The organism is Gilliamella sp. CG13 (genome assembly GCF_046635805.1).
Taxonomy (GTDB): Bacteria; Pseudomonadota; Gammaproteobacteria; order Enterobacterales; family Orbaceae; genus Gilliamella; species Gilliamella apicola_I.
In genome coordinates this window covers 182855-209040 of sequence record NZ_JBIDFM010000001.1, presented here as the reverse complement: position 1 = coordinate 209040, position 26186 = coordinate 182855, and the positions used below count along the sequence as shown (strand labels likewise).

The window sequence follows — 26186 nt, the reverse complement described above, 5'->3', positions numbered from 1 at the left end:
GTATAGAGTTAAAGGAGCCTTTGTCATGAAATTGCAACAATTACGTTATATTGTCGAAGTGGTGAACAACGATCTCAATGTTTCGCTAACGTCCGAAAAACTTTATACATCGCAGCCTGGTATAAGCAAACAGATTAAATTATTAGAGGATGAATTAGGCGTCCAAATTTTTACCCGTGTAGGAAAACATCTTTCAGAAGTGACACCGGTAGGCGAAAAAATCATTGCATTAGCTAAAGAAATCCTCAATAAATCAAAAGATATCAAAATCATTGCTAAAGAGTTCAGTCAGCCAAATCAAGGTTCTTTAACCATCACAACAACCTATACGCAAGCCCGTTACACCTTGCCAGTTGTCATCCAAAAGTTCATGCAACAATATCCGCATATTATTTTGCATATGGAGCAAGGGTCGTCTCAACAATGTCTATTGCAAGCGCAAACCGGTCAAGCTGATTTTGCGATAATTACCGATCTTTCGCAGTTAAGTGATGATATGATCGCTTTACCTTGCTACCATTGGAATCAAGCTGTGATTGTCATGAAGGATCATCCTTTGGCTAAAAGTAATATGATTTCAATTGAAGAGTTATCAAAATATCCTTTAGTCAGCTATGATTTTTCTAATGATGGATCAGATTTAAATCAGGCATTTATTAATGCCAAACAATTACCCAATATTGTATTTAGCACAACCGATGCGGATTTAATTAAAACTTATGTTAAATTGGGTGTAGGGGTTGGCATTGTGGCGAAAATGGCAGTCAATGAAAACATCGATAGCGATTTTGTCGTGCTTAATGCTGGCCATATATTTCCTTATAGTACGACTTATATTGCCTTTGCTCGATCACTCTTTTTACGTAGCTATATGTACGATTTCATCAGTCAATTTTCACCCCATTTAAATAGACAAACGGTTGATAGACTAATTCTTTGTGATAACAATGTTGAAGTACAAGCTATGTTTAATGGTGTGAAATTGCCAATTTGTTAGGTCATTGATGACTGACATTCGGTAAATTATTCCGAATAAATATTGAGTAAAGTGCGAGGTTTTCGCACTTTATTGTATCGTTTTATTTGTGTCTAGCTTTTAGTATACCGATAACATCTTGAAGGGACAGATTTTGATCTTGTAATAAAACTAACAAATGATAGATCAGATCCGCTGACTCATTTTTAAGTTCTTCTCGGTCATGTACGGTGGCAGCCAGCGCGGTTTCAACGCCTTCTTCGCCCACTTTTTGCGCTATACGCTTGGTGCCATCATGATAAAGTTTTGCGGTATACGATGACTGAGGATCGGCATTTTTACGTGCAGCAAGCAACTGTTCTAATTGATATAAAAACCCCCATTCCGTTTTAGCCTTAGCAAAGCAACTGTTGCTACCGGTATGACACGTAGCGCCAATTGGATCAACTAAAATCAGTAGGGTATCGTTATCACAATCGGTTGAAATGCTTTTTACATTTAAAAAATGTCCTGAGGTTTCGCCTTTCGTCCATAGTCGATTTTTAGTTCGTGAATAGAAAGTTACTTTACCAGTAGTTTGGGTTTGTTTAAGGGCTTCTGGCGTCATGTAGCCAAGCATTAACACATCACCTGAAACATAGTGTTGAATAATAACAGGCATTAAGTTATTCACTTTTTGCCAATCAAGCTGACTTGCGTCTAATTGGTTGTCTGAATTGGAAACTAACATAATCGAATCTCTACTCCGTGGTTAGCTAAATACTGTTTAAGTTCTGCAATATTAATAATTTGTTTATGAAATACTGACGCTGCCAAAGCACCATCCACACCAGCATCTTGAAAAGCATCTAAAAAGTGCGCCATTGTGCCTGCACCACCTGAAGCAATTAATGGAACTTGGCAAACTTTGCGTATCGCTTTAAGTTGTTTAAGATCATACCCATGACGAACGCCATCTTGATTCATCATATTGAGTACGATTTCACCGGCGCCTCGTTTCTGCACTTCCTTAACCCAATCTAGGGTATTCCATTTGGTTGCAACGGTACGTTTTTCATCGCCCGTAAATTGATAGACATGGTAGTTGTCAGTTTCTTGGTCGTACCAAGTATCAATCCCAACTACAATACACTGCACACCATAACAATTGGCTAACTCTGTAATTAAATCGGGGTTAGCTAAAGCAGGGGAGTTAATCGATATTTTATCCGCACCAAAGGTTAATATTTGCCCAGCATCTTCGACGGTTTTAATACCGCCAGCCACACAAAAAGGAATATCAATCACTTCTGCAACTTTGGCAACCCAACTTTTATCGACCACACGCCCGTCAGAAGATGCTGTTATGTCATAAAAAACCAGCTCGTCAGCACCTTCTTCAGCATATCTTTTGGCTAGAGGTACAATATCGCCGATGATCTCATGATTGCGAAACTGTACCCCTTTGACCACTTGACCGTCACGAACATCTAAACAAGGGATTATCCTTTTTGCCAGCATGAAATTGCCTCCTGAACTGTAAATTTACCTTCAAGCAATGCTCGACCGACAATCACACCGGCAACACCACTTTCTTGTAGTGCTTGTACGTCTGTTAATTGTCCGATTCCCCCCGATGCTTGAAACGCGATTTTTGGAAATTGTTGACTTATTTCTTGATAAAGTTTGACATTGGAACCACTAAGTGTCCCATCTTTAGATATATCGGTACAAAGCACATGTTTCAAACCATAAGGTAGATAATCGTCAATTACCTGCTCAAGTGTTTGGTTCGAATTCTCTTGCCAACCATGAATAGCGACATATTTGTTACCTTGCTCATCAATTCGTACATCGAGCGCTAACACTAATGCATCTGCACCATAAGTGTTAAACCATTGCTTAACGAGTTGAGGTTGTTTAATGGCTGTTGAACCGATGACTACTCGAGTGGCGCCTGCGGCAAGTAGGGCTTTGATATCCTCTTCTGTACGGATACCACCACCAACTTGAACAGGAACTTGTACACCCGCAATTAAGGTTTGAATCAAGGATATTTGGCGTGCATTGGGATCTTTTGCGCCGGTTAAATCAACAAGATGTAATAGCTTGGCTCCTTGGTTTTGATAGTCTTGTAATCTCAGTAGTGGGTTATTGCCATAATCACGTTTGAGATCATAATCGCCTTGATGTAATCGAACAACGGCGCCATCAATTAGATCCAGTGCAGGTATGATAGTAGGATAGGCACTCATGACTACATCTCCAGAAAGTTTTTGAGTAATTTTGCACCGGCTAAGCCAGAACGCTCGGGATGAAATTGAACACCGTAAAAGTTGTCTTTTTGCACGGCAGCGGTAAAGTTTTCGCCGTAATTGGTTTCTGCAATAGTTGCTGAGCATAATGGCATCGCGTATCCATGAACAAAGTAAAAATAAGCACCATCTGGAATATCTCGAAATAGATGATGTCCGGCTTTTGGGTAGACTTTATTCCACCCCATATGAGGTAGTGGTAGTCCACAATCGGGGATTTTAATCACTTTTTCGTTTATTATTCCCAATGTGTCAACATGACCTTCATTACTGTACTGAGCCAATAATTGCATGCCAAGGCAAATGCCTAAAACAGGTTGGGTACACACTTTAATAAGCTCGACTAAGTTGCGTTCTTTTAATTTCTGCATTGCAGCTGAAGCTGAACCAACACCCGGTAAGAAAAGCTTATCAGAGTTAAGCACGATATCAGGTTCCAGACTGATAATAGGTTGGTATCCTAATCTTTCGATCGCATATTTAACCGAAGAAAGATTAGCGCAACCCGTATCTAAAATCACAATGTTCATTACAACACTCCTTTTGAACTGGGTAATCTGTCACTTTCGATTTTGATTGCTTGTTTTAACGTTCGGGCAAAAGCTTTAAATAGACTTTCCACTTTATGATGATCGTTATCGCCTTCGGTTTCGATATGTAGGGTAATACCCATGGCATAACTTATGGAGTAAAAAAAGTGTTCAACCATTTGCGTACTCATATCGCCCACCTTTTGATGAGAAAATTGCGCATTGAATTTCAAATAAGGACGACCAGATATATCCATTGAACATTTCGCTAAACATTCATCCATAGGAATTACCGACGCATAGCGAGCAATACCTCGTTTATCGCCAAGGGCGATTTTCAATGCTTCGCCTAGAGCAAGTCCTGTATCTTCAATAGTATGATGATCATCAACGTGCAAATCACCTTTAACTTGGATATTAAGCTTAATTCCTCCATGGGTCGCAATTTGGTCTAGCATGTGATCAAAAAAACCAATGCCAGTATTGATTTGGTTTCCACCTTGTCGGTCTAACCAAACTTCAACCAGTATATTGGTTTCTTTGGTGTGTCGTGCAACTTTTGCATAACGATCGGCTGTGGTTAATCGTTGCGCAATCTCGCTCCAATTTAAATGTGTTGGGTGATAATGGAGTCCATTAATTCCCATATTTTCAGCGAGTTGCATGTCTGTGACCCTGTCACCTATAACATGACTATTGGTTTTGTCTAATTTACCGCTAGACAAATAAGGTAGCACTAATTGAATTTTGGGTTTTCGGCATTGGCAATTATCTTCAGGAAAATGCGGACAGATAAGTACTTCTTCAAAGTTCACGCCTTGTGATTGAAAGATTTGCATCATTAGATTATGTGGACCGTCAAAATCAGCTTGTGGGTAGCGACTGGTTCCTAGTCCATCTTGATTGGTCACCATGACCAATTTAAAGCCTGCGGCTTGTAGTTTGAGTAACGCCGGTATGACATTAGGCTCAAAAGCAAGTTTTTCAAAACGATCAACTTGGAAATCAATAGGCGGTTCAGTAATCAAGGTACCATCCCGATCGATAAATAAATATTTTTGTAACATGATGACTCCTATTCTATCGTTTTTAGTGCTGTTATAACCGCATCACATTCAATTTGAGTACCAATGGAAATGCGTATAATGTTTTTTTGACCCATTGATTTACTTTGATCGCGTAAAATAATTCCTTGATTCCAAAGGATAGTAAAGACATCTTTATCATCTTGAAATTTAACACACAAATAGTTAGACCAGCTCGGGTAAACTTTTTCAACTATGGATAATTGGGAGAGTTGATCGGCAAATTTCTGTTTTTGATTGTTAATGTATTGAACATTTAACTTCATCGTATTGATACCGTCTTTACTCAGTGCTTGTGCTGCAATATCCGCTACAGGTGTGGCTAATGGATAAGGCGCAATCACTTTTTGTAGAGTATCAATGACGGGTTTGTTCGCAATCGTAAATCCACAGCGTAACCCTGCTAATGCAAATGCTTTAGATAAAGTCCGTAAAATCACTAAGTGTGGATAATTAGTTAGCCAGCTGACTACCGATGATTGTGGTGAAAATTCAATATAAGCTTCATCAATAACAACTAAAGCACGGTCTTGGGCCATATTAAGCAGGGACTTAATATCTTCAGCGTTGATTAAATTACCAGTGGGATTATTCGGTGAACAGACATATATTAACTTAACATTCTCAAGATTTTGTTCAATACCGTTAAGATCGAGTTGCCAATCTTTTGTTGTCGGAACGATCTTAGTTTTTATACCCAATGTTTCAGCACTAACTTGGTACATACCATATGTCGGCGGACAATATAAAATACTATCTTGTTCAGGCTCGCAAAATGCTCGCATCAAAAGTTCAATCGCTTCATCTGCTCCTCGACTGACAAGTAATTGATCAGGTTGTACACTGGCATATTGTGCATAGCCCCTAATCACTTGCTGTGGTTGCGGTTCCGGATAACGATTTAATGTTTGCTGTGTTAACTCAAAATGTGGCGCAACAGGGTATTCATTCGCATTAAGCCAAACATCACCTTGACCGCCAATACGTCTGGCGGATTGGTAGGGTGTCAATTTTTGTACATTTTTTCTCACTAATTGATTAATATCCATTTGCTATACCTACCTTTGATTCGTTTGATTTAATACAGCTAAACGCAATGTAACTGCTTGTTTGTGTGCTGTGAGTTGTTCTGCTTGCGCCATTAGTTCTACTGCGTTACCAATGGCTTTTAACCCTTCAGGTGTTAACTTTTGAACTGTCATCCGTTTTTGAAAGTCAGCTAATCCTAAACTGGAGTAGGTAGCAGTGTAACCATAAGTCGGTAATACATGGTTAGTACCCGACGCATAATCGCCAGCTGATTCAGGCGACCAATCACCAAGAAAAATAGAGCCAGCACTGGTTATCTGCTCGACAAGTTCATCGGCATTTTGGGTTTGAATGATTAAATGTTCTGGCCCATAACGGTTACTGATTGCAACGCATTGTTCTAAATCTTGAGTGACAATAAGTCGACTTTCTTGTAACGCTTTCTCGGCAATAGCTTGCCGTGATAATTGTGCAAGCTGCTTATCGACTTCTAATGATACTGCTTGAGCCATTTTTTCATCGGGAGTAAGGAGTACAACTTGTGAATCGGGGCCGTGTTCAGCTTGTGATAACAAATCAGCAGCAATAAATGCAGGATTAGCTGAACTATCTGCAATAACGAGCACTTCGGATGGCCCCGCAGGCATATCAATTGCAGCACCATCAAGGCGTTGGCTAACCTGACGTTTTGCTTCTGTTACATAAGCATTACCAGGGCCAAAAATTTTGTCTACTTTAGGCACAGACACTGTACCAAATGCCATGGCAGCAATAGCTTGGGCACCACCTAGTTGATAAATTTCGGTAACGCCACACAGCTCAGCGGCATATAAGATCTCATCCGCTATTGGTGGGGGTGAACACAGTATCACTTTGCGACAACCTGCAATATTAGCGGGTATGGCAAGCATCAATACGGTAGATAACAACGGCGCAGATCCCCCTGGAATATAGAGTCCAACTGAATTGATTGGTCGGGTTACAAGTTGACATGTAATGCCGGGCATTGTTTCAACAGTTACTGTCTGTTTAACCTGCGCTTGATGAAATTTTTTAATATTGCCAACAGCTAATTGCATAGCTTGTTTTAAATCAGGATTAACCCGATCGATTGCCATTTTAATTTCACTGTTGCTTAATTTAATCTGATTAATTTGAACTTTATCAAACTTGTTACTTAAGGCTTTTAACGCTTCGTCACCATATTGCTTAACTTGATCTAAAATATCTGCAACAGATTGACTAATTGAGTCTGATGCAGTCATAGCTGGACGCGTCAATAAAGCGGTTTGTTCTTGTTCTGAACATTGTTGCCAATAAGAGAGTTTCATACTTTACTCCATCATCTTTTCTATTGGTAATACAAGAATTGAGCTTGCACCTAATGCTTTAAGCTTTTCCATGGTTTCCCAAAATAGCGATTCACTACTAACCATATGTAACGCGACTCGATTTTGTTCGCCTGTAAGCGGTAATATTGTTGGATTTTCAGCACCCGGTAACAAGGCAACCACTTGATCTAATACCTGAGTTGGGGCATGTAACATAATATATTTGGATTCGCGAGCTTGGATTACCCCTTGAATACGTGTCATGACTTTATCAATCAGCGCTTGCTTAATTGGTGGCATTTCGCCTTGTCGTTGAATTAAACATGCTTTGGATTGATAGATAATTTCGATTTCTTGTAAACCATTCGCCTCAAGGGTGGCGCCACTTGAAACTAAATCACAAATAACATCAGCTAATCCTGCTCGAGGGGCAACTTCTACCGATCCGTTTAATAAACAAGTTTTAAATGTCACATTGTATTCAGCAAGGTAACGACGAAGTAGGTGAGGATAAGTGGTGGCAATACGCAGATTATTTAAACATTCAGGGCCGGTATAATCGAAATCGCGCGGGGCAGCAATGGATAACCGACAACCACCAAAATCTAAACGACGTAATTTTTTGTACTGAGGATTTTGCCCTTCCGCTTGTCTATCAAGTACTTCTTCTTCTAAAACATTTTCACCCACGATACCAATATCGACCACACCGTCGATAACCAGACCGGGAATATCGTCGTCACGAACACGTAAAATATCGATTGGCATATTCTCAGCAAATGCGATTAAGCGTTGTTCTTGAAGATTAATTTTAATGCCACACTGTGCCAGCAATTTTTTTGATTCATCACTTAAACGACCAGATTTTTGCATCGCAATGCGTAAACGCGAATTATCCAACATATTATTCTCCAACTTGTCCAAAAAATTTATAAACCACAAACAAAAAACCCTCGGAAGTTTGATCTTCCGAGGGTTTTCTATTTGCTTTCGCGATATCACCGGAAGACCAAATGTCTTCCAGCACCAATCGCCCGAAGACTATTCAGGAATGATGGTGATGATGATGTTTAGTAATAAAAGCGCAAAAACAATTCATAAAATAAAAACCATTAAGTTGATTTATTAATCTAATTTCTGAACAAAATATAACATAAAAAGTCTGCTCGCAACTGTTTTTTTGTTTTTTTATTAAATTTTTGTAAATTTAAATTCTGTTTCAACAACGTATAAATTGTTTCTATCACAATGGGATATCATCCTAATTTTTCGAAATTTATAGAGTATATTTTTCAGCGTGATTATGGGGTGATAATTTTTTCAATTGATGACTAACTTTATAACGACAATAATGTTCTATCTTTTCCAAAAAAAGAGTTAGTTCAAATTTATCAAAGCAACTTTTTATAAAGTAGCACCCATCGCCGGTGATTTTGTAAAATTCGATAATTTGTTTGTAAGATTTAACGGTATTTTCAAATGAATTGAATTGGTTAGAATTCATATAAATGGTAATAAACTGTAAGTAATCGGTTTTTTTATCAATAGTAAATCTTTCAATAATGCCACAAGTTTGCATTGCTAAAACTCGTTGACCTACGGCCTGACCAGTCAAAAAAACTTTTTCACCAATTTCTTTCCATGATTGACGGCTATCTTTAGTCAATTCATCTAGTATTGCACGATCTTTTTTGTCCATTTTTTCACTTTGAAAGTTGCCAGTAATGAATGCTTTCATCTTGCTATGTTAATGATAAGAGGATTATCGCATAATTCGTCATCTATATGTACTAAGGAGTAAAAAATGAAACAAGCGTTGATCATCATCGATGTACAAAATGATTATTTTCCTGAAGGAAAATTTCCTTTAATCAATACGGAAAGTGCATTAACCAACACGTTGCACCTACAACATGATTTTAGAATAAAAAAATTACCTATCTTTTATATTCAGCATTTTAAACAAGGTAGTAATGCTGATTTTTTTGTTAAAGATAGTGTTGGTGCTGAACTTCACCCTAAATTATTACCAATTAGTGAAGAGAATGAATTGATTATACAAAAATCTTATCCCAATAGTTTTTATCAGACTGATTTACACCAAAAATTACAACAACACTCAGTCAAACAACTGGTCATTTGTGGCATGATGAGCCATATGTGTGTGGATTCAACTACACGATGTGCCAATGAACTTGGTTATCAACCGATATTAATTCATGATGCATGTACAACCCGTGATCTTGAATTTAATGATGAAATCATCCCTGCTAAAAAAGTCCATTATAGCTTTATGTCAGCATTGGCAGGATTTGCAAAAGTTATCAATTGTCATGAGTTCATACAAAAAAAGATAGATTAAATTTTGAAAAAACGGAATGATTTGATTGAATGTCAAAGGCGCTGGAAAAACTCTCTATTATTTAATACTGCCAACGAAATAAGTTTATTTTATTGAGTATATTTCAGGAAGATATCGTTTATGTTTATGATATCTTCCTTATCAATTATTGCATCAATAAAAACGATTTATTCAAACTACTATTCAATAAGTTCAGAATATTTTTGACCTAAAACGCTATAACGACCATTGCCCAATAGTGCAAGACTAAAAGCGGTAATGACCATAAAAGCAGGGTATTCCCAACCACCACCGGTATTGCTGAATGTCCATCCATTATTAAAATGGATAACGGTGATAATGAGTAATTCAATAATGGCTAAAATAGCAATGACACGAGTTAATATACCAACTAACAGTAATGCACCGCCACCAATTTCAAAGACAATGGCGATATAACCAACAAAATCGGGAAATCCAAGTGATTCAAAATATTGTGCTGTACCAGATGGTGTAAAGACGAGTAACTTAGTGAAACCATGAACCAAAAACATCACACCTAAAGCAATACGTAAAAATAGAGCAGCCAGATCAGTTTGATTTTGTCTCATTTTTATTTTTCCTATATTAAGTTAGAAAATAACTTCAATTGATAATCGTAAAAAATTATAAATAATGCTATTACTTGGTTAAAAATAGGATAATACAACACAGATTGTCTCATAAACGGTAATAGTTAGTAAAGTTATACCTGCTCGATTTATAAAACATTATCTGAATGAAAAGATGAATTTGCTTTTTTCTGGCAAGCTTTACATAGACCAAATCGTTTTTATTAAATCATCAATCAAATAGATAAAAAAAATGTGATTATTTAAATTGCTAGTCAAAATAAGATTGTTTAAATCATGCGTTAATATTATTGATTACTAAAGTTATATTCGTGATAATGTATTTCATCCTTAATTGTTATAAAACAATGAGCGGAATATTGTCATCGATTTAAACCTATATGGTGAAAACTTTATTCCCTGCGTTGCGTTATCATCGCAATAAAACATTAAACTGTTAAATTGATAATGTAATGGTAAAAAGCGCAGTTTTATCTGAAAAGTTTGTGTTACAATGCCTTAACTATACTTTATGATTCATTTCTAACGTTAAATAATTAATACTCTCTTTTCTAACTTTAAATATTTAATACGATTCCAGTCCTTTTAAAGATTACTATTTTATGCATATCGTTCAATAAATTATTGGAGTAATACTAAAATGAATTACTATGATTTTTTAGTCATTGCCTTAAAATTATTGGTTGTCTTTATTTGCATTATTTTGTTTTTAAAAATTACCGGAAAAACATCGTTGTCTCAAATGTCGAGTATCGATTTTATTGGTAACATGATTTTGGGGGGTATTGCAGGCGGTATTATTTATAACCCTAAATTAACCGTTTATGATTTTTTAATTGTATTACTCATGTGGACGGCAATAATGTACACCTCGAATTATCTGAAAAAAAATAGCCAAAATGCCAAAGCCTTTATTGTTGGTAATCCGATCGTATTAATGGATAAAGGCAAAATAAAGTTGGATGCTTTCACATCAGTAAATCTGGATATATCAAGCTTTGCCGTACTATTACGGATGAAAAATGTCTTTAATATCAATTCTGTTGAAAAAGCGATTTTGGAGCCTAATGGACAATTAACGGTCGTTAAAAAAGGAGATAAAGATATTTCAGCTATCGTCTTAGAAAATGAAAAACCAAGAAATGATGTTTTAGAGGATTTGGGTAAAAGTGAAGCATGGTTAAAATCGAGATTATCTCGACAGGGGTATAAAACTTATCAAGGTTTGTACTGTGTTGAATATTATAATCGACGCTTGTATGTGATTCCTAGTGATTCTGTGGATTAAATGATTCAGAACAATAATATTAAATCCCTTAACCATTTCGTTAAGGGTTAATAACCGTGAATGAAAATTTTGATTTAATTGCTATAAAGCGGAGAATTGTTTAACGATTTAGTCACAAAACTTTTTACATCAAAGTCTATCAACGTATCTTGTAGCTTTTCGGCTTCTGCCTTTGATTGACATTGCGTAAAAACACAAGCGCCCGTGCCAGTTAATCGTGTTGGAGCAAATTGCGAAAGATGAGTAATGATTGCGTTTACTTTTGGATAACGCTTGCGCACCACCACTTCACAATCGTTACTAAATTGATCTAAGGATAGCAATTCATTAACGCTTCGAACAGGTGTATCTCGCTTAAGATCTGGATCGTTAAACACCTTGACTGTTGAGATTGCAATATTAGGGTAGGTGACCAAATACCAATATTCCGGAAATTCAACCGATTGCAACTGATCGCCAATTCCTTGTGCTAATGCTGTATGACCATAGATAAAAATTGGTACATCGGCACCGATATTACGACCAATCTCGATCAATGTTTGGCGTGATAAATTAAGATTCCATAATTGATTAAGTGCAACTAACGTCGTTGCGGCATTCGATGATGCGCCACCCAGCCCACCACCCATAGGAATTATTTTATCAATCGCAATATCAATCCCTAACTCATGTCGACCAGTATAAGATTTTAGTCGTTGGGCTGCGAGAGTAATTAAATTTTTATCTGAAGGGATATCACTAAATTGAGTGACTAAATTAATCTTATCATCTTCACGAAGATTGAAAGATAATCTGTCACTCATATCGATAAATTGAAATAGTGTTTGTAAATTATGATAATTATCAGGACGACGCCCAGTAATATATAAAAATAAATTTAATTTAGCGGGTGAAAGCCATTGATACATGAAAAATCCTTATTACCGTAAAATCCAATTATCAATTTTTAAACGTACTCGTTCATTATCATGATTAAGTTCGATCATTGCGGGTAAATCTACCGATTTATTATTAAAAGTTTTCGTCATGTAATTCGATATTTTTAATAGCCACTTTTTGTCTTGTTGCAAAAATTCGGTTGATGCTAAACGCCCCGAATTATCGATTTTATCGTTGATACTGTCGTTAGAAAATCCCTTAAGCCAATTATGTAATGAATTTAAAGGCACATCGATCCTGGCGATTTTATTCATCAAACTTTCAACATTATAATCAGTATAATGCTTGCCATTTTTGTCGATCACTTCTGCATAATCCGGTTCTGCAATTAGTGTTAAAATGTTGGTTCCAACAGGTGTAGTAAGTTTGATTTCATAACGATCTATCGATTTTTGAACAATAAAAAAACGTCCATAACTTCGAGAGTTTTCACTAAAATGAGCAATACTTCCATTAACTTGAAAAGCATTTATTTGCTTAAGATCTTGTTGGTGAAGTTGCCATTGTTCTTCAATGGTTGCTGTGTCTTTATGTTTGGTAACTTGACAGGCTGTAAGTAACAAAGGCAGTAAGATCAAAGCGTATTTAAATTTAAACATAATTGCCTCTTCAATGTTAATCAATAATAGGTAAAACATTATAACTGATTATTAAAAGAATAAAAAAGGTAATGAGAAATTAACGTTTTCAAATTTTCATGTATAATAACCTGTTATAAAGGTGCTATAAATCGTCATATCTTACAAACAATTATATAAGAAAATTGCAATGTCAATCACTATATTAGGTGTCAATCATAAAACGGCACCCGTGTCGCTGAGAGAAAAACTCGCTTTTCCCAATGAAATTATTGATAAAGCATTATACAGCTTATATCAACACCCTTTAGTTGAAGGATGTGTGATCTTATCAACCTGTAATCGCACAGAAATTTATCTTAGCTTTGAGCACCAAATTGACTATTTAAACTTAAAACAATCTGTAGAAAGCTGGCTAGGGCAGTTTCATCATATTGACATTCAACATTATCACGACATGCTTTATTGGAAACAAGGACAGCAGGCAGTTGAACACTTAATGTCTGTTGCATGTGGTATTGATTCAATGGTGCTTGGAGAACCCCAAATATTAGGTCAAGTTAAACAAGCTTATTGTTATGCCCAGCAAAATAATAGCTTGTCACTTAAATTAGAAAAGCTATTTCAAACGGTATTTCGTGTAGCGAAAATAGTACGAACAGAAACGAAAATAGGCTCAAATACGGCTTCCGTTGCTTATGCCGCCTGTCTTATAGCCCGAAATCTATTTAAAACAACGCAAAATTTAAATGTGATGTTAGTTGGGGCGGGTGACACAATTGAACTTATTGCTCGTTATTTAAAACCACATCGATTCAATCATGTCATTGTAGCTAATCGAACTCGAGAAAAAGCCCTTAAACTAACCGCACTTATCGATGCCGAAATTATCTCTTTACCTGATATTGCAAATCGTCTTAAAGATGTAGATATTGTCATAAGTTCAACAGCGAGTCCGCTACCTATTATTGGTAAAGGAATGGTAGAGCGAAGTTTATTGGCAAGAAATAACCGTCAAATGCTGTTTATTGATTTAGCGGTTCCTCGAGATGTAGAAGAAGAGATCAGTAAACTTGACCATGTACATCTTTATTCGGTCGATGATTTGCAAAAAACAGTTGAGAACAATCTACAACAACGTATGGTAGCTGCTCAAGAAGCACAACACATTATTCGAGAGCAAGCCGAACATTTTTTAGATTGGTTAAAAACGCGTTCTGTGATTGATTATGTAAAACAGTATCGTCAAAATGCTGAAAGTATACAACGTGAACAAAAAGAAAAAGCTTTAAATGCATTTCGGCAAGGTGAGAATATTGAAGATGTGCTTGCTGAATTTTCACGTCGGCTAACCAACAAACTGATTCATGCACCAACCCAAACATTACTCAATGCATCAACACATGATTGTGATGACTGCTTTAAAATTCTGTGTGAAAGCTTTGGTTTAAAAGGGCATTAACTAGCATTATTATTTGTTTACAGGAAATATAACGTATTGGATCAGATTGAATTTTTTGATATACCCAGTCCATGTAAGCGTGTTTGCGAAACCGATAAACAAGGGTATTGTAAAGGCTGTTATCGGTCAAGAGAAGAACGTTTCAGCTGGTTAAGCTATACTGATAAACAAAAAAAGGAAGTATTACGTTTGTGTCTACAACGTGCTTATAAGCGTCGTTATTTAGCCATGCTTCAGCAAAAATCTCCGTCTAAACAACGCTCATCACAAGTTGAGCTTGATTTAATAGAATAATTTTATGCGCTTTATCATACAATATCTTGTAATCTTGACTTAGTCAGAGTAGGATTTTTAGGCATTAGGTTAGGTAAGATTTAATCACAATAGTTAATTTAATCGAGATTTTAAAAATGAAAATGTGTATTGCATGTGGCATGCCAATGACTTCAATTGCTGATTATCCTTTGCATGATCTATCTAAAAATTATTGTAAATATTGTGCCAATCAGGATGGTACCATGAAAACCTTTGACCAAAAATGGCATGAAGTGACTTTACGGTATGCCAATAACCATAATATTGACTATTCGATAGCAAAACAAACTGCTTATACTATTTTGAAAAAATTGCCGGCGTGGAAGCGTCGTTGGTAGTAGATTTTTTAGGCATTCAAAGCACATTATCATAATATCAGTTGCAGTTATTGCAAAGCTTAGTATAATTGCCAACGTTTACTTATTTACACTTCTAATGCCAGTGTGGCGAAATTGGTAGACGCAGCGGATTCAAAATCCGCCGCCCTTAAAAGCGTGTCGGTTCGAGTCCGACCACTGGCACCAATTCAATCCATAAACTCGTTCTTGCTACAACAGTTTTGACGATAACAGCTCCTGTGATAAATATTTGTAGCTGACTTTGACAGCGTTTTAAAAAATAAGCAAATATTACAAAAATAATTCATTTAATTTGAAAGCAATACGTTCCTAAAAAGTTAATCATACTTTTTAAATATCGTCGACTTATCCTTATATTCTCTTTTTATATCTTTATTCGCTCACATGATAAGGAATATCTAAGTGATTTGGATTTTATTTTATCATCCCGATCTATCACCAAATCCAGAATATCGTGCCACAATGTCAGCTTATATGCGTTTATTAAACGCTGTTATCTGTTATCATCGCTTAGATTAAGTCGCTAGGCTCTCGTTTTATTTTACTGTGAATAAAATAATGTTGATGTGTTAAAGAATAATAAGCATGCGTTTCATGGCAGATAAATATCATCATTTGATATTTATCTGCCATGGTTAGTTAGTTGGCGCCGGCATTAAGATATTTTTGCATCTCCTCTGCTGGTACCATTCCGCCACCTGTTGCCCAAACCAGATGAGTAGCATGTTGTAGTTGTTGCGGTGTTAATTGTAGACGTTGCTGATACTGTAAATCGTGATTTACTATGATAGCGCCTTTCATACCAGCAAGAGCCGAAGGTTCTAATTGAATATTTTCGGTTTGATTGAGTAAAGATAATAAATCATACATCTCTTGGTCTGACAACGTATAATAACCGTCTAACAAACGTTCCATTGCACGACCGACAAAGCCTGATGCGCGTCCAACCGCCAGACCATCTGCCGCGGTTAGATTATCAATACCGATATCTTGCACTGAAATCTTATCGTGTAAGCCGGTATAAACACCTAAAAACATGCAAGGCGAGTGGGTGGGTTCAGCAAAGATACAATGGACATGATCACCAAACGCCATTTTTAAACCAAAAGCTACACCGCCAGGTCCGCCGCCTACACCACAAGGTAAATAAACAAATAAGGGATTTTCACGGTTAACGACAATGCCCATATGGTCAAATTGTTGTTTTAGACGTTCGCCAGCAACGGAATAACCCAAAAAAAGGGTTTTAGAATTTTCATCATCGATAAAAAAACAGCTAGGATCTGACTCAGCGGCTTTGCGACCTTGCTCGACAGCGACGCTGTAGTCATCTTCATATTCGATCACATTCACACCATGAGAACGTAACTTCTGTTTTTTCCATTCTCTTGCATCAGCTGACATATGAACACTAACATTAAAGCCCAATTTGGCGCTCATGATACCAATCGATAAGCCAAGATTACCCGTTGATCCTACCGCAATACTATATTGGTTGAAAAACTGTTTAAATTCATCAGAAAACAGTTTGCTGTAGTTATCTTCATAAGATAATAAACCTTGCTCAATGGCTAATTTTTCTGCATGCGTTAAAACCTCGTAGATACCTCCGCGTGCTTTTATTGAGCCGGAAATAGGTAAGTGGCTATCTTTTTTCAACAGTAACTTACCAGCAATATTTTGATTGTAACGTACTTCTAAGGCTGTTTTCATATGATCTATTTCAACTACATCAGATTCAATAATGCCTTTTGTTGCTAAAGTTTCTGGAAAAGCAATGGCTAAATAAGGGGCAAATCGTTTTAAGCGATTGCTTGCCTCGGCAATATCTTGTTGATCAAGTCCCACATAATTTAATCCTATTTCTAATGTTGTAATATTAGGATTAAACCAGTAACAGGGTTCAAGTTTAATCAGTTTATCAACTAAAGGATTATCTTTAATAAGACATTCAATTTCGATTTGATTCATTTTGACTCCTTATGTTGAATGATTAAATCATACCTGATAATAAAAATGTGCAAAGTAATGCAACGACAGAAGCGATAAAAGTAGCACTGGTATAATATTTGAAGATTTCGGTCATTGTTGCGCCACAATATTGTTTAACCAGCCAAAATAGTGAATCGGTCACAATTGTACAACCAATTGCACCTGAGCCAATTGCTAATGTGATAATTTCGGGACTGACATTAGGATACATGCTAAGCATAGGTGATACGATCGCTGTGGCTCCCATCATAGCAACCGTTGCAGAACCGACCGCAGCATGCAAAATAATGGCGACGAGCCAAGCTAATAAGATCGGATGCATATCTAATTGCGATAATATATTGGCTAAACTATCACTTAATCCACTGGTTTTTAAAATACTGTTAAATGCGCCTCCAGCTCCGATGATTAGCAGAATATTAGCAATAGATGAAAAGCAATTTTCGGTATGATTTAATAATTTACTCATCCCTATATTGCGTCTAAGACCTAAAACATAATAAGCGACAAATGCACCAATAAACATTGCAGTAATAGGGTTTCCAATAAATTCCAGCGTTGCATACAAGGACGTAGTCTTATCAATATTTAACTCTGCTGTGGTTTTGATCAGCATTAATATTATGGGTAATAATACTGTAAACAGCGTAGAAGCTAAGGAAGGTAATTCGTCTTCGGTACGCACTTTTAAATCAGAAAACTCTTCAGGAACTTTTTTAAATGGCATCTTATTTTTAATGATTCTTAAAAAAATGGGCCCCCCCACTAATGAGGCAATAAGTCCAATTAATAAGCCATATAAAATCACACTACCAATATCTGCCCCTAAAGCATTAGTAACATATAATGCGGCGGGATGAGGAGGAACAATACAATGCACAGCCATTAAAGCGGTACATAATGGAATAGCTAACATTAATAGCGAAGTCTGCGTTTTTTTGGCTATTGAAAAAGCTAAAGGAATAAGAAGCACTACGCCTACTTCAACAAATAGGGTGATACCACAAATTAAACCCACTAATACCATGATGACTTCGGGAGATAACCAACGACATTTTTGCAACGTTATTCCAATGCGTTCTGCTGCACCGGATACTTCCATCATTTTGCCTAGAATCGTACCTAAACCAATTACGGCAGCCAAAAAACCAAGTGTTCCACCGATACCATCTTCAATTGCACTTATCATTGTTAATGGTTTCATGCCCATTAATATGCCCACATAAAAACTCGATAATAGCAGGGCTAAAAAAGGATGAAGCTTCAATTTTACAATACTGATAACTATTAACAAAATACTACTAATCAACACACCTAAAACCCATATTTGTGAATCCATCAAGAGCTCCTGTTCAATTAAAAAGTAGGGGGGATATTAGATTTTATGCACTCACGGCTGACAAATGATAAATAATCATGTTTGCATGAGTTGAATTCAGTTGAAAAAGTAGTCTGTATAGTGAAATTAATGATTAACTAATTAAATTTAATTGATTAAATTTAATTAAGCAAATGACATAAATAAGTAAAGAAAGTGCATAAAATGTGCAATAATGATCATTACATTACTAAAAAATGAGTTGTTTTTGATCATATATTGATCTGATCAATAAGGTTGAGTATTTTAAACTCACGCTTATTTTATCATTAGTCTATTAACATAATATGTTTATGACTTAAATAGGACAACAAATGGGTACAAGATGCATTATGGGATTGGATACCACAACTCATTGAATCATTCGTATTTCAATGCATCTAACACTAATTTAAATACATTTGAATGTCCTTTTCGGCTAGGGTAATAAATGTAAAAGGGTTCGTAAGTAATAGCAAATTCTGTTAATAATTCGATCAAACTGCCTTCAGCTAGTTGTTTTTCAACATTGGGTCTACCCATCCAGGTAATGCCTAAACCATCTAATGCAGCCTGTTTGCGTAAATGATTGTTAATCGCAAATTGGGATGAAGGTTGGTACTTAATGATGTGTCCTTGATCCGTAAATTCCCATGTTAATTCTGTTGCGTGCTGGGCTGAAATGCGAAAACCAATTAGTTGATGCTGATCCAAATCTTTAATACATTTAGGAATCATTCTATTTTTAAGATAATTGGGGCTTGCCACTAAAGCCATTGTTAAAGGTTCTGAAATTTTTACCGCAATCATTTCTTTAGGAAGATCATCACCAATACGACAACCCATATCAAATCCTTGCTTAACAATATCAACCCAATTATTATCGCAAACAATTTCTATTTTTACTTGAGGATAATTTTTTAATAAAGGTATTAATTTAGGATAAATAATACTTTCAACCGCAAGGCTCGCGGCATTGATTCGAATTGTTCCGGAAGGTGTATTAAGAAACTGTCCTAATGCGCTGACTTCGTCATTAATTGATTGATATAATGGAGCTAATTGTTTGTAAAGCTGCTCACCAGCTTCCGTAAGAGACATACTGTGCGTGGTACGATTAAAAAGTCTTAAATTAAGGCGTGTTTCTAAATTTCGCATACTATGACTGAGTGCTGAGGATGAAACACCTAACGATTTAGCCGCTTTAACAAAACTCTTTGCTTCAGCGATAATAATAAAATAATTTAGCTCATTAAAGTTATGCATATTGACCGTATTGATGAATTTAATTCATGATACTATAAAAGAATCGCTGGTTTATCTCAATGACATTCCGTTTTAGAATAAATTTAACAATGTTCAATGCTCACTATTACAATTAGGTTGGGAAAAAGAGGGGATATGATGGAATATGTAAAACTAGGCAATACCGATATTGAAGTGTCACGATTTTGTTTGGGCTGTATGAGTTTTGGCGATCCTGCCAGTAAAATGCATGCATGGACACTTAATCCAAGTGAGAGTGAAGCGATCATTCAGCATGCGTTAAATTTGGGTATCAATTTTATTGATACAGCCAATATTTATTCAGCAGGAACCAGTGAAACGTATTTAGGTCAAGCAATCAAAAAAAATATTGCTCGTGATAAAGTTATTTTAGCCACCAAAGTCTATTTTAATGACGGTCACTTATCAAAAGGGGCAATTGAAAAAGAGATAGACGGATCACTTAAACGATTAGGTACGGATTATATCGATTTATATATTATACATCGTTTTGACTATACCACACCAATTACAGAAACAATGGAAGCATTACATAAGTTGGTTCAAGTTGGAAAAGTTCGAGCACTAGGTGCTTCTGCGATGTATGGCTACCAATTTTATAACATGCAACTTGCTGCTGAGCAAAACGGTTGGACGAAATTTGTCTCGATGCAAAATCACTATAATTTATTGTATCGTGAAGATGAAAGAGAATTAATTCCAATTTGTAAACAATTTAATGTTTCATTAACACCCTATAGTCCTTTAGCTGCTGGTCGTCTTGCTCGATTAGAGTGGACGACTGATACGTTACGTAGTAAAACAGATAAAACCGCTATCGAAAAATATGATAGTACCCAACAAACCGATACTAATATAGTAAAAAGAGTACATGAACTTGCTGAAAAATATGGCGTAACAATGACTCAAATAGCATTAGCATGGCAGTTTGCGAAAGGCGTTACCTCACCGATTATTGGTGCGACAAAAACAAAATACTTAGATGATGCAGTTGGGTCGTTAAACGTCTCGTTAACCCCAGAGGATATCACTTATCTTGAAGAGTTATATATTCCGCATCGAATTGTAGGCGCATTATAAGTGAGCAAGTAGGTCGTTTCTCCTTAATAGCATTATTCAGTATTAGGGAGAATCATATTAAATTAGCTTATTTGCACACTTTTAATAGTCAATTTTTCGTGAATTAAAATAAGTAAAATTCTCATTCATTTTTAAACAATATGACTTCGTCCAATCACCTTGTTCATTATATCCATAAAAGGAACATCTTTTTGTCTCTGTTGGTTTGGACTCTTTGTCATCAAAAAATTTAATGATAACTTTATCTAATTGATTTTTATCGTTATATAAAAATATCTTTTCTTCGCTTGACGTGTAAACATTGGCTAAATCCATCTTTAAGATATAAGTATTAACAATTCGAGAAATATTTCCATTTTCATACTGAATATCACTGATCGTCGATGGATTGGAAATACGCTCGATTTTTATTATTCTATTTTGATCATCATAAGTTGAAGACCATTCGATCTTTTTGGCTAAATCTTCTAAATGCAAAAGATTCTGCTTATCATCGAAATCCATATTTAAATCCAAATCATATTGATTATCTATCGAAAAATGGCTTTTTTTCGTCGCATAGTCGTTTGTGATCTTCACATGATCAATATCAACTGAGACAATGAAACCTCTATCATCTGATAGATATTGTTGGCGATCGCTGCCAATAATCTTTTGTTGCTTAATCAGTTTTGAATACGGAATATTCTCAACACTACTAAACAATAAATAGTTGTTAGTGAGCTCAACATTACTCAGTTTTTCATTTTTATTGCAACCAAATAGAATGATTGATAAACCACATACGAAAATGATCCTTTTCATTGCTGTTTCCTTCATTAGTCATAGTATTCGAAAGAGCGTAAAATAAATCGCTTTGTTTCTTCTTGTTCGTTTAAACAATATAATTTTGTCCAATCACCATACTGGTTAGGATCATCGTAAACGCAGTTTAATTGCTCTGTGGGGATTAATTGATTGTGTTCATTGCTTTCATATTGACCATTTTGAGCAATAAAAGCATGTTCGACGCTATTAATGAGCTGCTTTTCTGTATTATAAAAGTATTGCTTTTTATTGAGGTAAAGTGGAACGATATTTGCTTCATCAGTTTTATCAAAAATTTCGTAGTCTCTTTCAACAACTAATTCATTTTTATAAGTAATTTGATTAATAAATAGATAATTTGAACCCCCAATAATGCTGTTTTCAAGTTTCACAACTCGTCCTTGTTCGTCATAGGTTGAGCGGATAACTTCGTTGCCGGATGAGTCAGTTATCGAAACAATATTTTGTTTATCATCAACATTAATTTTGTATTTTGAAAGCTCCTGATTTTTGATCATATATTGTGACTGCTGATAATCAAAATAGACTTTTTTATCGTTCAAATTGTAAAAGGTGATCAAACCATCTGCGTTTGTTTCAATCGTACCAAAATAACTTCCTTCAAACCGCTGCTTTTTAATCAGTTTTGAGTGAGGAGCAACATCATATTGACCATTATTAATATAATTATTGATGATAATTTTAGAATCGCTTTGCTTATTATCACATCCTAACAAAGTCAATAGTAAGCAACTATAGATGAGGGGGATTATATTTATTTTCATGCTTTTTAATCCTTTATATTTATTTGAACGTCCTGAATGACGAATATATTTAACCACAAATAGATCAGCGATTAAACAGAAAATTTATATATCTTAATCGAATAATGATATAAACTTAAAGTATTATCAAAATGAAAGCTTGATAATTATAATCCTAAATATCCTATCGTTATAAAAATAACACACATTAACAAAGAGTTATATTTTGTAAATATTGCAAACATAATCCAGAAGGAATGATAATGAAAAAATATTTATATTTACCTACTTTAATATTATTGGGGCTCGTGTTGATAGGTTGTGACACAGACAAAAGCAAGGACATAAAACAATCAGACAAAAAAGAGATCATAGTTGGATTACCCCCTAGTATGCACAACATTTTAATGGAGCGAGTGGTTAAGCCCGAATTAGAAAAAAAAGGCTACAGCGTCAAATTGGTCAATTTTAGTTCTTTGCGGGATGCCAATACCGCGCTGGTTGAAGGGAGTATTGATATGAATGCTGCACAGCATCAAGATTATCTTGACGTCTATAACAAAGAGACCCATAACGACCTTGTCTCATTAGTACACATTCCTTCCATATCTGCCGCTCTATTTTCACAGAAACATCATTCAATCAATGATATTGCATCCAATCAAATCATTGCTATCCCGAATGATCCCTCCAACACTTCTCGATCATTATTGTTGTTACAAAAAATAGGTTGGATCAAGCTTAAACCAGACACACAATCAGGCATAATCACCTTAAATGATATAATAGAAAACAGTTATAATTTGAAATTTAAAACGCTTTTATCCGAAATTATTCCGCGAGTACTTGGCGAAGTTGATTACGCAATTATGCCAGGTGGTGTGGCATGGTTGAGTAAAGTGCCAGCTGATAATATATTAATTCAAGAAGAATTATCGCCCAATTTAGAGCTAATGGTTGTCGTTAAAAAAGAAGATCTCAACACGGCATGGGCAAATGACGTTAAGCAACTTTACCAATCCGATAAACTTAAAAAATTTATTGAAGAAGATCCGGACGCTAAAGGTCGATTTATTTGGCCAAAATAGGATAGTTAAAAAACAACCAATATCTTTAGGTGGATAAAAGATATTGGTTTTATTATAAAATCTAATCATTTAATCTTATCAGCATTTGAAATTTACCTTCGCTCCATTTTGCTTTAAAGTTATTTTCAACCCATTAAATAACAGCTAATCATGCTATGTTAAGTTTTTTAGGGTTATAAAGTGACATTAGGTTCTATTAAACAAATCGTTATTTTTTTCACTTAACATTATTTAAATCTAAAAAATTTTTTTTCATTTTTTATTAAGAATATTCATTCCAATATTTACAATTTTTTCTTTTTTTAATTTATTTATATTATTGATTATAAATGAAATATTTGTAATTTTTGCGTGGTGTTTATATATGATTGTGGTAAAATCGCAATCCCCAAAAAAGATAAAATGAAATAAAAGTAATGACTAAAATTAAATATTTTTTAATTGTTGTTTGCAGTTTGGCTTTAGTCGGCTGTTTTGTACCAAGTAAAATTCAAACTATGATCGATAATCCAACTTCGAACGAAATAAAAGTAACCATTGATGGAACTGAACACGTTATTCCTCCAGTTTCAAAGATCGCTTACTCTTTTGAATTTGGTAAACATACTCTAGTTTATAACCAAGAAACTTTAAATATTCTGGTAAAACCCAATCGAAAGAATGAACTTAATATCATTAATCCAACATTAAATAATTACGTAATAATGAACTTCTATTTCATCGTCGAAAAAATGAAACCTGCTGATTATGGTATGCTACTAATGTCTAAAAAATCAAGTATGACCACTGTATCAATAATGTATGATGGAAAGGTAAAGGAAATAGAGTTACCTCTTAGTGTGACAAATGACTTATTTATTGATCAAAGCGAATATTGGTGGAAATATGATCTTGACAAACCTATACCAGAGAAAATCACGATCAGGGACTCTACCAAATTCTCGACGATAAAAAAAATATACCGAGAAGCGGAGTTTTGGAAAATTGCGCCAGAATATGTAGAAGAATTAGATGATTATGATATACCTTTAGATAGAGTACGTTTTGTTGAACGTACACCTGAATTAAACAAATTAGCGACGTTTTCAATTCCTGATATTGCTTTAAATTCTATCGCTTGTGAACAAGGACGTAATGATATTCAAGCAAAACTCAATAATTGGCAGCAAATTTTAACCTTAACAGGAAGTGATTTTAGTGAAGGTTATAAAGATTTTAAATCAACAATAATCGATGCCAACACCGAAGCTTTCAAAAATTGTGATGGTTATAGTGAAGCATTAAATGATATTGCTGATGCACTCGAATCAATTAGCGATTTGAATTTTGTTATCTTGCAAGAATAAAAGGAATTGAAGTGTTGATATAAGCATTAAACTTCGTCTTTTTTGTGTTAAGGCATAAAATAATTTTTACTCATTTTATGTCTTAATTTTCAAACAATAATCAATAAAAAATCTATTTTTATAAGGAATACTTCGTTGATTGCTGACTGATTCGTCATAAAAAACACTAACCTAGATAAAAATATATTGATATATATCACAAAAATCAGAAAAAAATATTTTTTTAAACCTCAATCAACCTCATACTAATAACCAATCTTAATTAAAGAAAGGTATATCATTATGATTAAAAGGAAATTAAAATTAGCAGCCATTATCAGTAGTTTTATCCTAAGTACTTCAACTGTTTTTGCTTCAATTGACGATGTGAAAGACCTTAAAATCATTAGTTACAATGTCTATAATGGTATGAAATTAGACGAAACAGACGGAAAACAGAAATTTATCGAATGGGCAAAAGCACAAGATGCCGATATTATTGCCTGGCAAGAAATGAATTTTTTTACTCGTGAAAAGCTTGAAAAATTTGCCGCAAGTTATGGACATAAATATGCGGTATTATTGAAAGAAAAACCTGATGATGCCGCTTTTTTCCCTGTCGCCATAACGTCAAAATATCCTATAGTCAATGTTGATAAAGTCGTGGATAATCTATGGCATGGTGCGCTGTATGCTGATATTGGCAATTATCATTTTGTTATTACCCATATGAATCCATTTTGGACAGAAAAAAGAATTGATGAAATGAACTTAATTATCGATTCTATCAAATATAGCCGTGATCCAAATGGTAAATGGATTATTGCTGGTGATTTAAACTCTTTTTCACCTGCGGATAAAGAAACCTACGATAAAAGTAATCTGTTAAACGATATCAAAGAAAAACAGAAACAAAGACCGATATTAGAAAATCTTGTTAATGGACAATTAAGTTATACCGTTCAACAAAATTTATTGGATGCAGGGTTTATTGATGCGTTGAAAATTACAAATAAAGAATTTATTGCGACAGCGCCAACTAAAGTATTTTACGATCAAGCTTCAACACCGCTGCGTTATGATTATATTTATGTGTCCCCCCCATTAAAAAACGACGTTATTGAGGTTAAAGTCTTAAAAGACGATTTTACGGATAATTACTCTGATCATTATCCTGTACAAATGATCATTAAAAATAAATCATCACAACCATAATAGTGAAAGCCATGTATCATTGCATGGCTTTTATCAGTCATTTTTATATGACAGTATTTTCCAATGATAATCATTAAGTTGTGATTGTGATCGCAACATATCCATTTTAATT

The 26186-nt window shown here is 35.0% G+C and carries 27 protein-coding genes, 1 tRNA gene and 1 other annotated feature; of the genes, 11 read left to right on the top strand and 17 right to left on the bottom strand.

Features of this window, described 5'->3' with window-relative positions; genetic code table 11:
- Window positions 1-25 precede the first annotated feature (25 nt).
- Complete coding sequence (gene cysB / locus ACGH6R_RS00975) at window positions 26-997, top strand: HTH-type transcriptional regulator CysB (RefSeq protein ID WP_065558285.1); 972 nt, start codon at window positions 26-28, stop codon at window positions 995-997.
- A gap of 82 nt (window positions 998-1079) precedes the next feature.
- Here the strand turns inward: cysB and hisIE are convergent, their stop codons facing one another.
- The 9 genes from hisIE to ACGH6R_RS00930 form a co-directional block, all read right to left on the bottom strand.
- Window positions 1080-1706, bottom strand: a complete 627-nt coding sequence (gene hisIE / locus ACGH6R_RS00970) for a bifunctional phosphoribosyl-AMP cyclohydrolase/phosphoribosyl-ATP diphosphatase HisIE (protein WP_267350795.1) — start codon at window positions 1704-1706, stop codon at window positions 1080-1082.
- Window positions 1700-2476, bottom strand: coding sequence for an imidazole glycerol phosphate synthase subunit HisF (gene hisF / locus ACGH6R_RS00965; protein ID WP_267350796.1), 777 nt, complete (start codon window positions 2474-2476; stop codon window positions 1700-1702). The genes hisIE and hisF overlap by 7 nt, the downstream gene beginning before the upstream one ends.
- Window positions 2458-3210: a 1-(5-phosphoribosyl)-5-[(5-phosphoribosylamino)methylideneamino]imidazole-4-carboxamide isomerase gene (gene hisA, locus ACGH6R_RS00960; RefSeq protein ID WP_411598650.1), complete on the bottom strand. Its 753-nt coding sequence runs from the start codon at window positions 3208-3210 to the stop codon at window positions 2458-2460. The genes hisF and hisA overlap by 19 nt, the downstream gene beginning before the upstream one ends.
- Window positions 3211-3212: 2 nt before the next feature.
- Window positions 3213-3800, bottom strand: coding sequence for an imidazole glycerol phosphate synthase subunit HisH (hisH, locus tag ACGH6R_RS00955; RefSeq protein WP_294829155.1), 588 nt, complete (start codon window positions 3798-3800; stop codon window positions 3213-3215).
- Complete coding sequence (gene hisB / locus ACGH6R_RS00950; protein WP_411598649.1) at window positions 3800-4867, bottom strand: bifunctional histidinol-phosphatase/imidazoleglycerol-phosphate dehydratase HisB; 1068 nt, start codon at window positions 4865-4867, stop codon at window positions 3800-3802. Before hisB ends, hisH begins: the two co-directional genes overlap by 1 nt.
- Before the next feature lie 8 nt (window positions 4868-4875).
- Complete coding sequence (hisC, locus tag ACGH6R_RS00945) at window positions 4876-5934, bottom strand: histidinol-phosphate transaminase (RefSeq protein ID WP_411598648.1); 1059 nt, start codon at window positions 5932-5934, stop codon at window positions 4876-4878.
- 9 nt (window positions 5935-5943) lie between these two features.
- Complete coding sequence (gene hisD, locus ACGH6R_RS00940) at window positions 5944-7245, bottom strand: histidinol dehydrogenase (protein WP_411598647.1); 1302 nt, start codon at window positions 7243-7245, stop codon at window positions 5944-5946.
- A 3-nt stretch (window positions 7246-7248) separates the two neighbouring features.
- Window positions 7249-8148 (bottom strand): ATP phosphoribosyltransferase, encoded by a 900-nt coding sequence (hisG, locus tag ACGH6R_RS00935; RefSeq protein WP_220215105.1) that lies wholly within the window; start codon window positions 8146-8148, stop codon window positions 7249-7251.
- A 38-nt stretch (window positions 8149-8186) separates the two neighbouring features.
- Window positions 8187-8312, bottom strand: a sequence feature (His leader region).
- Between the two features lie 209 nt (window positions 8313-8521).
- On the bottom strand, window positions 8522-8944 hold the full coding sequence (locus ACGH6R_RS00930) for an Lrp/AsnC family transcriptional regulator (RefSeq protein WP_411598646.1): 423 nt from the start codon (window positions 8942-8944) through the stop codon (window positions 8522-8524).
- Window positions 8945-9049: 105 nt separating this feature from the next.
- Here ACGH6R_RS00930 and ACGH6R_RS00925 point away from each other — a divergent pair, with 105 nt between their 5' ends.
- The gene (locus ACGH6R_RS00925) at window positions 9050-9607 is read left to right on the top strand and encodes a cysteine hydrolase family protein (RefSeq protein WP_411598645.1); all 558 of its coding nucleotides are present in this window, start codon (window positions 9050-9052) and stop codon (window positions 9605-9607) included.
- A gap of 179 nt (window positions 9608-9786) precedes the next feature.
- On the opposite strand, the gene ACGH6R_RS00920 is transcribed toward ACGH6R_RS00925, so the two are convergent.
- Window positions 9787-10197 (bottom strand): DoxX family protein, encoded by a 411-nt coding sequence (locus ACGH6R_RS00920; RefSeq protein WP_220215103.1) that lies wholly within the window; start codon window positions 10195-10197, stop codon window positions 9787-9789.
- Between the two features lie 661 nt (window positions 10198-10858).
- On the opposite strand from ACGH6R_RS00920, the gene ACGH6R_RS00915 reads away from it, so the two are divergent.
- Entirely contained in the window at window positions 10859-11506 is a 648-nt protein-coding gene (locus ACGH6R_RS00915) for a DUF421 domain-containing protein (RefSeq protein ID WP_220215102.1), read from the top strand.
- A 74-nt stretch (window positions 11507-11580) separates the two neighbouring features.
- On the opposite strand, the gene ispE is transcribed toward ACGH6R_RS00915, so the two are convergent.
- Both ispE and lolB read right to left on the bottom strand, forming a co-directional pair.
- Window positions 11581-12414, bottom strand: a complete 834-nt coding sequence (ispE, locus tag ACGH6R_RS00910) for a 4-(cytidine 5'-diphospho)-2-C-methyl-D-erythritol kinase (RefSeq protein WP_411596606.1) — start codon at window positions 12412-12414, stop codon at window positions 11581-11583.
- A 12-nt stretch (window positions 12415-12426) separates the two neighbouring features.
- Window positions 12427-13044 (bottom strand): lipoprotein insertase outer membrane protein LolB, encoded by a 618-nt coding sequence (lolB, locus tag ACGH6R_RS00905; RefSeq protein WP_411598644.1) that lies wholly within the window; start codon window positions 13042-13044, stop codon window positions 12427-12429.
- A 169-nt stretch (window positions 13045-13213) separates the two neighbouring features.
- Here lolB and hemA point away from each other — a divergent pair, with 169 nt between their 5' ends.
- The 4 genes from hemA to ACGH6R_RS00885 all read left to right on the top strand — a co-directional run bounded on the left by hemA (window position 13214) and on the right by ACGH6R_RS00885 (window position 15324).
- Window positions 13214-14485 carry a glutamyl-tRNA reductase gene (hemA, locus tag ACGH6R_RS00900; RefSeq protein WP_411598643.1) on the top strand — a complete coding sequence of 424 codons (1272 nt, stop codon included), beginning with the start codon at window positions 13214-13216 and terminating at the stop codon, window positions 14483-14485.
- A 36-nt stretch (window positions 14486-14521) separates the two neighbouring features.
- The gene (locus ACGH6R_RS00895; RefSeq protein WP_411598642.1) at window positions 14522-14779 is read left to right on the top strand and encodes a DUF1289 domain-containing protein; all 258 of its coding nucleotides are present in this window, start codon (window positions 14522-14524) and stop codon (window positions 14777-14779) included.
- Between the two features lie 116 nt (window positions 14780-14895).
- Entirely contained in the window at window positions 14896-15138 is a 243-nt protein-coding gene (locus tag ACGH6R_RS00890) for a zinc ribbon domain-containing protein (RefSeq protein ID WP_267350809.1), read from the top strand.
- A gap of 99 nt (window positions 15139-15237) precedes the next feature.
- Window positions 15238-15324, top strand: a tRNA-Leu gene (locus ACGH6R_RS00885).
- 474 nt (window positions 15325-15798) lie between these two features.
- On the opposite strand, the gene dsdA is transcribed toward ACGH6R_RS00885, so the two are convergent.
- From dsdA to ACGH6R_RS00870, 3 genes are all read right to left on the bottom strand, one after another.
- Window positions 15799-17130, bottom strand: a complete 1332-nt coding sequence (gene dsdA, locus ACGH6R_RS00880; protein WP_411598641.1) for a D-serine ammonia-lyase — start codon at window positions 17128-17130, stop codon at window positions 15799-15801.
- A gap of 22 nt (window positions 17131-17152) precedes the next feature.
- Entirely contained in the window at window positions 17153-18490 is a 1338-nt protein-coding gene (gene dsdX, locus ACGH6R_RS00875; RefSeq protein ID WP_411598640.1) for a D-serine transporter DsdX, read from the bottom strand.
- A 399-nt stretch (window positions 18491-18889) separates the two neighbouring features.
- A complete protein-coding gene (locus ACGH6R_RS00870) occupies window positions 18890-19774 on the bottom strand; it encodes a LysR family transcriptional regulator (RefSeq protein WP_411598639.1) in 885 nt (294 codons plus the stop codon).
- 138 nt (window positions 19775-19912) lie between these two features.
- Here ACGH6R_RS00870 and ACGH6R_RS00865 point away from each other — a divergent pair, with 138 nt between their 5' ends.
- Entirely contained in the window at window positions 19913-20875 is a 963-nt protein-coding gene (locus tag ACGH6R_RS00865) for an aldo/keto reductase (protein ID WP_411598955.1), read from the top strand.
- An 81-nt stretch (window positions 20876-20956) separates the two neighbouring features.
- Here the strand turns inward: ACGH6R_RS00865 and ACGH6R_RS00860 are convergent, their stop codons facing one another.
- Window positions 20957-21679 carry a hypothetical protein gene (locus tag ACGH6R_RS00860; RefSeq protein WP_411598638.1) on the bottom strand — a complete coding sequence of 241 codons (723 nt, stop codon included), beginning with the start codon at window positions 21677-21679 and terminating at the stop codon, window positions 20957-20959.
- 14 nt (window positions 21680-21693) lie between these two features.
- Window positions 21694-22467 carry an RHS repeat domain-containing protein gene (locus ACGH6R_RS00855; RefSeq protein WP_267359684.1) on the bottom strand — a complete coding sequence of 258 codons (774 nt, stop codon included), beginning with the start codon at window positions 22465-22467 and terminating at the stop codon, window positions 21694-21696.
- A 242-nt stretch (window positions 22468-22709) separates the two neighbouring features.
- Between ACGH6R_RS00855 and ACGH6R_RS00850 the strand changes: the two genes are divergently transcribed.
- The 3 genes from ACGH6R_RS00850 (at window position 22710) to ACGH6R_RS00840 (ending at window position 26074) form a co-directional block, all read left to right on the top strand.
- Window positions 22710-23534, top strand: coding sequence for a MetQ/NlpA family ABC transporter substrate-binding protein (locus tag ACGH6R_RS00850; RefSeq protein ID WP_267350859.1), 825 nt, complete (start codon window positions 22710-22712; stop codon window positions 23532-23534).
- A 416-nt stretch (window positions 23535-23950) separates the two neighbouring features.
- Window positions 23951-24880 (top strand): hypothetical protein, encoded by a 930-nt coding sequence (locus tag ACGH6R_RS00845; protein WP_411598637.1) that lies wholly within the window; start codon window positions 23951-23953, stop codon window positions 24878-24880.
- A 282-nt stretch (window positions 24881-25162) separates the two neighbouring features.
- Window positions 25163-26074 (top strand): endonuclease/exonuclease/phosphatase family protein, encoded by a 912-nt coding sequence (locus tag ACGH6R_RS00840; protein WP_411598636.1) that lies wholly within the window; start codon window positions 25163-25165, stop codon window positions 26072-26074.
- Window positions 26075-26186: the final 112 nt, after the last annotated feature.